Annotated in this window: 10 protein-coding genes and 1 other RNA gene; 8 read left to right on the top strand and 3 right to left on the bottom strand. The window is 40.1% G+C overall.

All coding sequences use genetic code 11. The features are described 5' to 3' along the window. Positions 1–23: 23 nt before the first annotated feature. On the top strand, positions 24–584 hold the full coding sequence (locus O3640_RS00140) for a GNAT family N-acetyltransferase (RefSeq protein WP_049553156.1): 561 nt from the start codon (positions 24–26) through the stop codon (positions 582–584). Between the two features lie 78 nt (positions 585–662). Next, on the top strand, positions 663–1,997 hold the full coding sequence (pepC, locus tag O3640_RS00135) for an aminopeptidase C (protein ID WP_125367266.1): 1,335 nt from the start codon (positions 663–665) through the stop codon (positions 1,995–1,997). 111 nt (positions 1,998–2,108) lie between these two features. Here the strand turns inward: pepC and pbp1a are convergent, their stop codons facing one another. Continuing rightward, positions 2,109–4,247: a penicillin-binding protein PBP1A gene (pbp1a, locus tag O3640_RS00130; RefSeq protein ID WP_020992772.1), complete on the bottom strand. Its 2,139-nt coding sequence runs from the start codon at positions 4,245–4,247 to the stop codon at positions 2,109–2,111. Then, positions 4,240–4,842: a Holliday junction resolvase RecU gene (recU, locus tag O3640_RS00125; protein WP_008808581.1), complete on the bottom strand. Its 603-nt coding sequence runs from the start codon at positions 4,840–4,842 to the stop codon at positions 4,240–4,242. Before recU ends, pbp1a begins: the two co-directional genes overlap by 8 nt. 65 nt (positions 4,843–4,907) lie before the next feature. On the opposite strand from recU, the gene O3640_RS00120 reads away from it, so the two are divergent. The 5 genes from O3640_RS00120 to O3640_RS00100 all read left to right on the top strand — a co-directional run bounded on the left by O3640_RS00120 (position 4,908) and on the right by O3640_RS00100 (position 8,971). Beyond that, positions 4,908–5,435, top strand: a complete 528-nt coding sequence (locus O3640_RS00120) for a DUF1273 domain-containing protein (protein ID WP_045505956.1) — start codon at positions 4,908–4,910, stop codon at positions 5,433–5,435. 69 nt (positions 5,436–5,504) lie between these two features. Further along, entirely contained in the window at positions 5,505–5,855 is a 351-nt protein-coding gene (gene gpsB, locus O3640_RS00115) for a cell division regulator GpsB (RefSeq protein WP_008808583.1), read from the top strand. 14 nt (positions 5,856–5,869) lie between these two features. Then, an RNA gene (gene rnpB, locus O3640_RS00110) (RNase P RNA component class B) lies at positions 5,870–6,235 on the top strand. A gap of 160 nt (positions 6,236–6,395) precedes the next feature. Beyond that, the gene (locus tag O3640_RS00105; protein ID WP_125367265.1) at positions 6,396–7,562 is read left to right on the top strand and encodes a class I SAM-dependent RNA methyltransferase; all 1,167 of its coding nucleotides are present in this window, start codon (positions 6,396–6,398) and stop codon (positions 7,560–7,562) included. A gap of 2 nt (positions 7,563–7,564) precedes the next feature. Beyond that, the gene (locus O3640_RS00100) at positions 7,565–8,971 is read left to right on the top strand and encodes a cell division site-positioning protein MapZ family protein (RefSeq protein WP_125367264.1); all 1,407 of its coding nucleotides are present in this window, start codon (positions 7,565–7,567) and stop codon (positions 8,969–8,971) included. 61 nt (positions 8,972–9,032) lie between these two features. On the opposite strand, the gene O3640_RS00095 is transcribed toward O3640_RS00100, so the two are convergent. Further along, on the bottom strand, positions 9,033–9,515 hold the full coding sequence (locus O3640_RS00095; RefSeq protein WP_008808586.1) for an S-ribosylhomocysteine lyase: 483 nt from the start codon (positions 9,513–9,515) through the stop codon (positions 9,033–9,035). Positions 9,516–9,746: 231 nt separating this feature from the next. Here O3640_RS00095 and O3640_RS00090 point away from each other — a divergent pair, with 231 nt between their 5' ends. Continuing rightward, a complete protein-coding gene (locus O3640_RS00090; protein WP_371586405.1) occupies positions 9,747–11,354 on the top strand; it encodes a ribonuclease Y in 1,608 nt (535 codons plus the stop codon). Positions 11,355–11,402: the final 48 nt, after the last annotated feature.

The following is an 11,402-nucleotide window of genomic DNA, read 5'->3' as shown; positions in this document are numbered from 1 at the left end:
CCGAGCCAAGAAACGAGAAAACGATGAAAAAGATAGGTACACAGTCTATTGAAACCAAACGTCTTTTGCTAAGACCTTTTCTGGAATCAGATGCTCAAGCTATGTATGACAACTGGGCTTCTCGTCCAGATAATTTACTGCATGTGACCTGGGATGCTCACGAGAGTCCTGAAGTCACCCAACAGTCTATTGCTCGCTGGGTTGAGAATTATCAAAACATGGATTTTTACAAGTGGGCCATCTGCCTGAAGGAAAATCCTGAACAAGTGCTTGGTGATATCAGTGTGGTTGATAGAGATGATACGGTCAATGATTGCGAGGTCGGTTACATTTTAAGTAAAGACTATTGGGGGCAGGGGCTGATGACAGAAGCTTTGAAAGCTGTTTTGAACTATCTCTTGCAAGACGCAGACTTCAATCGTGTCACAGCAAGATTTGTAACAGCCAATCCAGCTTCGGGGCGTGTTATGGCTAAGGCTGGCATGAGCTACGAAGGTACTTTCCGTCAGGCTGTATTGCATAAAGGACAAGTCAAAGATTTTTCCGTCTATGGCATCCTAAAATCTGATTTAGAAAAAGGCTAGGACTCTTTTGTCTAGCCTTTTTACTTGCACTCCTTTTTTAAAGTTCTATAATAGATGTATAATGACAAGGAGGATTCTATGCATTCGTTAGAACAAAATTTTACAGATAAGCTGTATGCTGCTTATGAGGCCAATCCCAAGTTTGCAGCGATGGAAAATGCAATCAGTCACAATGGCCTTTTGGCTTCCTTAGAGAAGCGAAGCGCCGCTGTGGAAAATACACCTATCTTTTCACTGGATCTTACTAAGGACAAGGTCAGTGACCAGAAAGCTTCAGGACGCTGTTGGATGTTTGCAGCTCTTAATACCTTCCGCCACAAGATGATTGCTGGTTTCCAACTGGAAGATTTTGAGCTATCTCAGGCTCACACTTTCTTTTGGGATAAATATGAGAAATCCAACTGGTTCTTAGAGCAGGTGCTGGCGACAGCTGACCAAGAATTGACCAGCCGCAAGGTTAAGTTTCTCTTAGATACTCCCCAGCAGGATGGCGGTCAATGGGATATGGTTGTTTCTCTTTTTGAAAAATATGGCGTCGTACCCAAGTCAGTCTATCCAGAGTCAATTTCTTCTAGCAACAGCCGTGAGCTCAATCAGATTCTTAATAAACTCCTGCGTCAGGATGCACAGATTTTGCGAGAATTAGTGGCAGAAGGTGCAAACTCGGCTGAACTTCAGGCTAAGAAAGAAGAACTTCTCCAGGAAGTCTTTAACTTCCTAGCTATGAATTTAGGTTTACCGCCTCGCCAATTCGACTTCTCTTATCGCGATAAAGATAACAATTTTCATAGTGAGAGCGGATTGACACCACAAGTTTTCTTCAAAAAATATGTTGATCTCAAATTAGACGATTATGTCTCTATCATCAATGCGCCAACTGCAGACAAGCCTTATGGTAAGTCCTATACAGTTGAGATGCTGGGTAATGTCGTTGGTAGCAAGCCAGTTCGTTATTTGAATGTTGAAATGGACAGGCTAAAAGAGCTGGCTATCGCCCAAATGCAAGCTGGCGAGACCGTGTGGTTTGGTTCTGATGTTGGACAGTCTAGCAATCGTAAAGCGGGTAGTATGGCTGATGGCATGTATGACTTCACTTCTAGTATGGATATCCAGTTGACTCAAGACAAGGCGGGACGTTTGGACTATAGCGAAAGTCTGATGACCCATGCAATGGTTTTGACGGGGGTGGACTTGGATGAAAATGAAAAAGCCAAGAAATGGAAGGTCGAAAACTCTTGGGGCGAAAAGGTTGGTAACAAGGGTTACTTTGTAGCCTCTGACTCTTGGATGGATGAATATACCTACCAGATCGTAGTGCGCAAAGAATTTTTGACTGAAGCGGAATTAGCTGCTTATGAAGCAGAGCCTATTGTCTTGGCTCCGTGGGATCCAATGGGAGCCTTAGCCCTATAAAAGAATATTTATGAAGAAGGTCCTTATAGCTATATAAGGCCTTTTCTAAATAAAAAAACTCTATCTTCTCATATGAGAGAAGATAGAGTTTTTATGTTGATCTTCCAAACATTAGCGCTGGCCGTTATTAATTTGCGGTTTGCTTTCTTGAGGGTTAGAAGTAGAGGATGAACTTGATTCGGAAGTAGTAGAAGATTCCGAACTACTTGAAGAAGACTCTTCCTCAGAAGAAGATGATTCTTCTGAAGTTGAGGAAGGTTGGATATAGTATCGATATGGATTAGATCCGTTTAGGTATAGATAGTAACCAACTCGATAAACCCCATTTGGTTGCTCCCAGTCTTCGTTTCCATTGGTATTCAAGAAAGTCATCATAGACCGATAGACATCAGTTGCAACCTTGACCCCATCATCAAGAACTGGTGTCAATCGGTTTGAATAACCAGTCCATACAGCCATTGAATACTGAGGGGTGTAACCGACGAAGAGCTCATCTGGAGTTACAATACTAGAGCCATAATAAGGTTTTGTAAGTTTGGTTAATTCATCGTCTGCATAGTTAGAAGTACCAGTTTTCCCAGCCTGATAGACACCAGAAATTGCTGCATTTGTACCTGTTCCGGATGTCAAAACAGTCTTCATCATATCTGTCATCATGTAGGCTGTTGTTTCTTTCATGGCTCTTGAACCTTCGTTAGAGAAGACTTTTTCAGTACCATCGCTAAAGACAATTCTATTGACATATTGAGGTTTGTAGTAGGTTCCTCCATTAGCAAAAGCTGCATAGGCCGCAGCCATCTTCTCACTGCTTGCGCCATATTCGTTTCCAGATTTGTTGGTATTACTTGAAATGGCATTTGAATAGTGCATTTCTGGATAGTTGATACCAATCTTATTCAAGAACTTAAGAGCTTGTTTGAGACCAACTGCTTCTAAAGTTTTAACAGCTGGAACGTTCCGTGATTCTTGGATGGCATATTGCATGGTTATATTACCATAGTAGCGCATATCCCAGTTGTAGACAGGAGTGCTAGAGCCAGGGAAATTATAAGGAGCATCTGCAATAGTTGCAGATGTTGCACTATAGACCCCATCTTCGATGGCTGGTGCATAGTCTGTGATAGGTTTCATAGTTGAACCCCAGTCCCGATTGGTTTCAACGGCTTGGTTTGTACCAAATGAAACATTAGTAGACTGTTTACGAGCTCCAAGTTGGGCAATGACTTTACCATTTGTTACATCCATAACTGTGGAAGCGACTTGAAGTTCATCGTCTGGGTAGTTAACATAGGTATCGGAGTTATAGATCTCCCACAGTTGCTTTTGAGCGTCTGTATTGACATTGGTGTAGACTTCCATACCAGTAGTCAGCAAGTTATAGCCTGTTTCTTTTTCGACTTGCTCGATAACTTGTTTTAGATAGTTATCCATATATGCTGGATAAGATGCAGAGCTCTTCAAGCTTTGCAAACCGTCAGTAACAGGGGTATTGATAGCTTGTTCATACTGTTCAGCAGTGATGTATTTCAGTTGGTACATCTCAGATAAAACCAGGTTACGGCGTTGAAGTGCTGCTTCTGGTTGAGAGTATGGATCATACTGGTTTGGAGCTTGGGGCATTCCAGCAAGCAAGGCTAATTGAGGCAAGCTTAGATCTTTTAAGTCCTTACCATAAAAACTTTGTGCTGCTGTCTGCATCCCATAGTTCCCATTAGACATGTAAACCTTATTGACATAATAGGTCAGAATTTGTTGCTTTGTAGCTTTTCTTTCTAGTTGGAAAGCCAGCCAAGCTTCCTGAGCTTTACGTGAGACCGTCTGGTCTGCTTTTGAGGTAGAAAAATATGTCAGTTTGATCAACTGTTGGGTCAAGGTAGAACCACCCTGAAGTCCATTTGATCTCTTAAGAATATTATTAAAGATAGAGCCGATAATCCGAATAGAGTCCACTCCACGGTGATTGAAGAAACGATGGTCTTCAATAGCAACAATAGCATTGACCAAATCAGTTGGAATTTGATCAGTGGTTACATTTACGCGCTTTTCAGATCCCAAATCTGCGATAAGGTTATTTTGGCTATCATAAATTTTGCTGGAAGTAGTAGCAACGAGCTTGCTCTCTGATAACTCAGGGGCCTTGCTCACATAGTAGAAGAAGAGACAACTTCCTATCAGAAGTCCCAAAAGAAAGAGTGAGATAAGGCCGCTTGCAACCCATTTTAGGGCTGTGATTAAGGTTTGTTTATTCATTAGAGTGACCACCTAGTAAATTTTTTGAGATTATATCAAGATAAGGTACGCTGGGAAGGATGTTTTGTTCAATGAGATAACCATGTTTCTGAATATAATCCAGGGGCATGGATTTCCCACCCTTATCAATCTTGTAAAACTCAATTAAGTAGGGAGCAGGAAGGAGGTAGGTTTCCTTCAGGCTAGAAAAGTGAAGTAAGACAAAGCAAATCCCGCCTTGATTGAGCACTTGATCCATATGTTCAATCTGGTGTGCATGAAAATTTTTCATAGGCATAGATTGCTTTTGCCGCGTTTCCTTGGCTTCAAAATCAATGTAATGCCCACGGTAAACTCCCGAGTAGTCCGTAGTAGATGCCTGGCGAAAGTAGGCCTCGACAATCTTGGCACGGCTTCGCTTAGGATAATCAACTTTGACAATTTGCACGGGTGTAGGCTTTTTATGAATAACAGCTAATCCACGGCTAAGATAATAGTCATTGGTGTCGTTAATCATTTTTTCGAAAGTCATTCCCCGATTAGCGAAATCGACAGTCTCTTTTTTCACCTTTTTTATGTTATTTTTAGATGTAAGCTTATGCGGATAGTTGACCATAAAACTCCTTATTGGTACAATAACATCACTCTATTATACCATAAATCATTGTAAAAGGATAAAAAATGGTCAGTGTACTTGTTGTAGGCTATAAAGCCTTTGATTTAGGAATCTTTGGAGACAAGGATCAACGCTTGAAAATTATCAAAGCAGCTATTCGTAGGGATTTGATTTATCTCTTAGAAAATGGCATGAAATGGCTGGTTTTTACGGGAAACTTGGGCTTTGAGGTCTGGGTTCTGGAAGTTGCTAAGGAATTACAGGAAGAATATAATTTTCAATTGGCGACGATTTTTATTTTTGAAAACCAAGGTGAAAATTGGAATGAGGTTAACCAAGAAAAATTGGCTAACTTTAAAAATGTTGATTTTATCAAATATGCTTATCCAAGCTATGAAAATCCAAGTCAGTTTCGGACTTATAATCAATTTTTGTTAGAGAGCACAGACGGCGCTTATCTATTTTACGATGAGGAAAATGAGACAAAGCTCAAGTATCTTTACCGAATGATGAAGGAAAATGAACAATATCATATCAAAAAATTAACATTTGATGACTTAAATGAGATGGCGGAAAATTTTTCTGAAATTTAAAGTTTATACCTTGATTTTTCTCTTCCTTTTCGTATATAATGATAATAATAAACCAGATTGGAGAGAGAAATGGCTAGTATTATTTTTACACCTAAAGATATTTTTGATCAAGATTTTAAAACAGCAGTACGTGGATATAGTAAGCAAGAAGTGGATGAGTTTTTAGATGATGTGATCAAAGACTACGAAACTTATTCAGCTTTAGTGAAGGAATTGCGTGAAGAAAATAGCCGTTTAAAACAAGAACTTTCTAAACGAATTCAGGAAGCTCCAAATTCAACTGCTTCTCAGGTTCATCAGTCATTTGGAGACACAACTCAAACGACAATTACCAATTTTGATATCTTGAAAAGACTAAGCCGTTTGGAAAAAGAAGTGTTCGGTAAACAAATCCAAGCGAGCGAATTAAATCAATTGTAATTATAAGACGTGCAATTTTTGGATAATCGCATGAAAAGTTATTTTTTATGAGGAAAGTCCATGCTAGCACTGGCTGTGATGCCGGTAGTGTTTGTGCTAGGCGAAACAATAAGCCTAGGGACGGATTATTCCGTTACGGCGGATGAAACAGCTAAGTCTCTTGATATGCTGGAGTAGGCCTGAAAGTGCCACAGTGACGTAGTTTTTGTGGAAACACAAAAAGTGGAACGCGGTAAACCCCTCAAGCTAGCAACCCAAACTTTGGTCGGGGCATGGAATGCGTGGAAACGAACATTGCATTCTGACTGGAAACAGTAGACAGATGATTATCGAAGGAAATGGTACCTAGTCATTTCTGGAACAAAACATGGCTTATAGAAAATTGCATATAGGTAGAGGCTAGGGCTTGGTTCTTAGCCTCTAATTATAGTGAAATATACTTTAAAAAGTTAGGGATAGCAACTTTTCCTGATGTAAGTAAATCTCAAGTCGGCTATCTCAGTATATGGATAGACGCTTCCCCTTTGTTTTGAGGAAATAATGAAAAAAACATTTGACTTAATAGCGACAGCTGCAGCAGGTCTAGAAGCAGTAGTTGGTCGTGAAATTAGAAATCTTGGAATCGATTGTCAGGTTGAAAATGGTCGTGTTCGTTTTGAAGGAGACGTTCAAACGATTATTCAAACCAATCTTTGGTTACGGTCGGCAGATCGGATCAAAATCATTGTTGGGACTTTTCCTGCCAAGACTTTTGAAGAGCTTTTTCAAGGTGTCTTTGCACTTGATTGGGAAAACTACCTACCTTTAGGCGCAAAATTTCCTATTTCGAAAGCGAAATGTGTCAAGTCCAAACTTCACAATGAACCCAGCGTTCAGGCAATTTCTAAGAAGGCTGTTGTGAAGAAGTTGCAGAAACACTATGCGCGTCCTGAAGGGGTTCCCCTTATGGAAAATGGACCTGAATTTAAGATTGAAGTTTCTATTTTAAAAGATTTGGCGACAGTCATGATTGATACGACGGGGACTAGCTTGTTTAAGCGTGGTTATAGGACAGATAAGGGTGGAGCACCAATTAAGGAAAATATGGCAGCTGCTATTCTTCTCTTATCCAATTGGTATCCTGATAAACCTTTAGTTGATCCGACATGTGGCTCTGGAACTTTTTGTATAGAGGCTGCTTTGATTGGTAAAAACATTGCTCCTGGTCTCTATCGCTCTTTTGCTTTTGAAGAATGGAATTGGATAGATCGAGCACAAATTCAGAAAGCAAAAGCTGATGCTCGTATGCAAATTAAGCAGGATATTCAATTGGATATTGCTGGATCAGATTTGGATGCACGTATGATTGACATTGCCAAGAAGAATGCTGAAGAAGCTGGGGTGGAAGACTGTATTTGCTTTAAGCAAATGAGGTTGCAAGACTTGCACACTAATAAAATCAATGGTGTGATTATCTCAAATCCTCCCTATGGGGAAAGGCTTTTGGATGATACGGCTGTTACAAAACTCTACCAGGAAATGGGGCAGACTTTTGCACCATTAGAAACATGGAGTAAATTTATTCTGACCAGTGATGAGGCTTTTGAAAGTAAATATGGAAGTCCAGCAGATAAAAAGAGAAAACTCTATAATGGAACCTTGAAGGTTGATTTATATCAATATTTTGGACAAAGAGTCAAACGAAAACTTGAAGAGCAGAAAGGATGACTATGAGTAAGGAAAATAAAAAACCTGAAAGCCAAGAGCAAGAATCTATTTTAGATTTTGAAGAAGCTAAGGAAATGACTATTGGTCAGGCTGCCAGAAAAAGTGAAGAATTAGAAGCTGGCGTCAAAGATGATGATAGTGTTTTAGACAAATATATCAAGCAGCATCGTCAAGAAATTGAAGCTGGAAAGTATACAGCGACCGTCCAAGCTCAAAAGAAACAAGACGAAAAGGCAGAAGAAGCGCAAAAAGAAACAGTTTCAACTGATGAGACGAAAGAAGAAGTTATAGCTTCTCCTAAAAGTTCTGGATTAGAAGCTGAGGTCAGCCAAGCTTTTGCTGACGAGCCTGAAGATAAGACTCAAGTGGACATGGAGACTGTTGCTCCAGTATCTACACCAGTTACTGAGGATTCTTATGAAGATGATGATGAAAAGACCGGTTCTGGTAGTAAAAAGGTCATCTACGCTCTAGTGGCTCTTCTGGCGGTGGCTGGAATTGCGGCAACTGCTTACTTTGCGATGAATCGAAATCAGGCTGGTAAAACAGTAACAAGCTCCAGCAGTCAATCAAGTAAAAAAACTAGTTCAAGTAGTTCAAGTTCTGAAAACAAGGCCTTGAAAAAATTTAATGATTTATACGATTCTTTCTTTACTGATAAGAATAAATTGGCTCTTAAAAACAGTAGCTTTGCCAACTTAGATCAATTAAAAGCAGCGCTTGAAGCCCTAAAAAATGATAAGGAATATACGGTTGCTAAGGCTAAATATGATAGTCTTGTAAAACAAATCTCAGCAATTCAAGCAGTCAATTCTCAGTTTGAAACAGCTGCGATCAAAGATGGCGTTTTGGATACCAATGCCAAAGTCAAGGGAGACGCGACTTTTACTGAAACTAAAACGGGTAATGGTAATTTAGATAAGTTAATCAGCTCTGCCATTAGTCAAGGAAAGGGTCAGCAAACAGTCTCTCAATCAGCTGGAGGTCAAGGGACTGCTTCCAATACAACTCCAGCACCTGCTGAAACAACTCCAACAGCACCGACCACTAATAATACGGATCAAGGCGTAATCACTGGTGGTTCTACTGGATATGGAGGATTGTCCAGCACTGGTGTGGCTCTGCAGAGAAATCTAAGCCGTGTTCCTTATAATCAGGCTGTGATTGATGATGTCAATAATCCCGCTTGGGTCTTTAATCCAGGTATTTTGGAAAAAATCTTAAAAATTTCACGGGAACGTGGCTATATTACTGGCGATCAATATATCATCGAACGTGTCAATATTATAAAAGGAAATGGCTACTATAATCTTTTTAAACCAGATGGAACCTATCTCTTTAGTATCAACTGTAAAACGGGTTATTTTGTAGGAAATGGTCCGGGTTATGCGGATTCTCTAGACTATTAGAAACAAATAAAAAATCTCAAGCTAAAAAATTAGTCTTGAGATTTTTTTCGTTATTGAATAATCAAATAACATGGCGTTCGAAAGCATTATCTGAGATCCCTTGTTTGAGGATTAATTTAGCCCACTCCTTGGCAGAAAAAAGGCTGTGATCTTTATAGTTTCCGCAAGACTCAATCGTAGTTCCTGGGACGTCCTCCCAAGTAGTGGTTTCAGCGATTTCTTCAAGGCATGATTTGATCACTTGGGCGATTTCGGATGGGGTATGACGTCCCCACATGATCATATGGAAACCAGTTCGACAACCAAAAGGAGAGCAATCAATCATTCCATCAATACGTTTACGGATAAGCATAGCTAGCAGGTGTTCAATGGTATGGAGTCCTGCAGTTGGAATGGAATCTTCATTGGGCTGGACAAGTCGGATATCAAAATTAGAAATAACATCTCCTTTTGGTCCGCTTTCTTCTCCAATGAGTCGTACATAAGGGGCCTTAACGATGGTGTGATCAAGCTCGAAACTTTCAACAATAACTTCTTTAGACATAAAAGTCTCCTTTGTAATCAATTTCTATAGTTCGATTATATCAAATATTTTTGCAAAAAAATAATTTTTGACAAGAATAAAGGTGTCACAAGGCTTTGCCAAAAACTTAATAAAATAATATAAGAAATCGCTCTCTTTTTTACCAAAATCAGTTTGTTAATTTATCAAATTTATGATAAAATAATTAAGAATTTTCGAATTCAATTTAAAATAAATTAATGAGGTAAAAACATGGAAATGATTTTCGCTCTTGTTTTTGCCGTCATCATTGGTTTAGTCATTGGATATGTAAGCATCTCGGCTCGAATGAAATCTTCAAAAGAAGCCGCGGAACTTACTCTTTTGAATGCTGAACAAGAAGCAACGAATTTACGCGGTCAGGCCGAGCGTGAAGCAGATATCATTTTGAAAGATGCAAAACGCGAGACTGATTCGCTTAAAAAAGAAGCACTTTTGGAGGCAAAAGAAGAAGCCAGAAAATATCGAGAAGAAGTTGAGGCAGAGTTTAAGTCTGAGCGTCAAGAGCTGAAACAAACAGAAAGTCGTTTGACAGAACGTGCAGCTAGCCTTGATCGAAAAGATGATAACTTGACCAACAAAGAGAGATTGCTCGAGCAGAAAGAACAAAGTCTTTCAGATAAAACTAAATACATTGATGAGCGGGAAGAACAACTAGCTGAGCTTGAAAAACAAAAAGAAGCTGAACTAGAAAGAGTTGCTTCACTATCGCAGAACGAAGCACGTGATCTGATTCTTGCTCAAACAGAGGAAAAGCTAACCAAAGAAATTGCGATGCGTATTCGTGAGGCTGAACAAGAGGTTAAAGAACGCTCTGACAAGATGGCTAAAGATATCTTGGTTCAAGCCATGCAGCGGATTGCTGGTGATTATGTGGCTGAGCAGACCAACTCAACGGTCCACTTGCCTGATGATACTATGAAGGGACGGATTATCGGTCGTGAAGGACGCAATATCCGCACTTTTGAAAGTCTTACAGGAATTGATGTCATTATCGATGACACTCCAGACGTTGTAACCCTATCTGGATTTGATCCTGTTCGCCGTGAAATTGCTCGTATGACGATGGAAGCCCTCCTCAAAGATGGACGGATTCATCCAGCTCGTATTGAAGAGCTAGTTGAGAAGAACCGTTTGGAAATTGATAATCGTATTCGTGAATATGGGGAAGCAGCAGCCTATGAAATTGGAGCTCCAAACCTTCACCCTGATTTGATGAAGATCATGGGACGATTGCAATTCCGCACGTCTTATGGACAAAATGTCCTTCGTCATTCAATTGAAGTGGCGAAGTTAGCAGGAGTCATTGCTGGTGAACTTGGTGAAAATGCAACTCTGGCACGCCGGGCTGGTTTCCTTCACGATATCGGAAAAGCAATTGACCGAGAAGTGGAAGGAAGTCACGTTGAAATTGGTACCGAGCTCGCTCGTAAGTACAAGGAACATCCAGTTGTGGTCAACACCATTGCTAGCCACCATGGAGATGTAGAAGCTGAAAGCGTGATTGCAGTCATTGTTGCTGCAGCGGATGCGCTCAGCGCTGCTCGTCCGGGTGCTCGTAGCGAGTCACTAGAGAGCTATATTAAACGCTTGCATGACTTAGAAGAAATTGCGAATGAATTCGATGGTGTTAAGACAAGCTTTGCTTTGCAGGCGGGTCGTGAAATCCGCATCATGGTTCATCCTGAAAAAATCAAGGATGATAAGGTGACGGTTTTGGCACATGATGTTCGTGAGAAGATTGAAAACAATCTGGAGTATCCAGGAAATATCAAGGTCACAGTTATTCGTGAATTGCGTGCCGTTGATTATGCTAAGTAGAGAAACAGCTTTCGAGCTGTTTTTTTCTTTCAGTAGCTTATAATCATC

Origin of the sequence: Streptococcus sp. 27098_8_75 (assembly GCF_041432475.1) — a bacterium.
GTDB lineage: Bacteria > Bacillota > Bacilli > Lactobacillales > Streptococcaceae > Streptococcus > Streptococcus gordonii.
The sequence above is the reverse complement of the archived record's forward strand: the minus strand, read 5'-3'. Positions and strand labels throughout refer to the sequence as shown.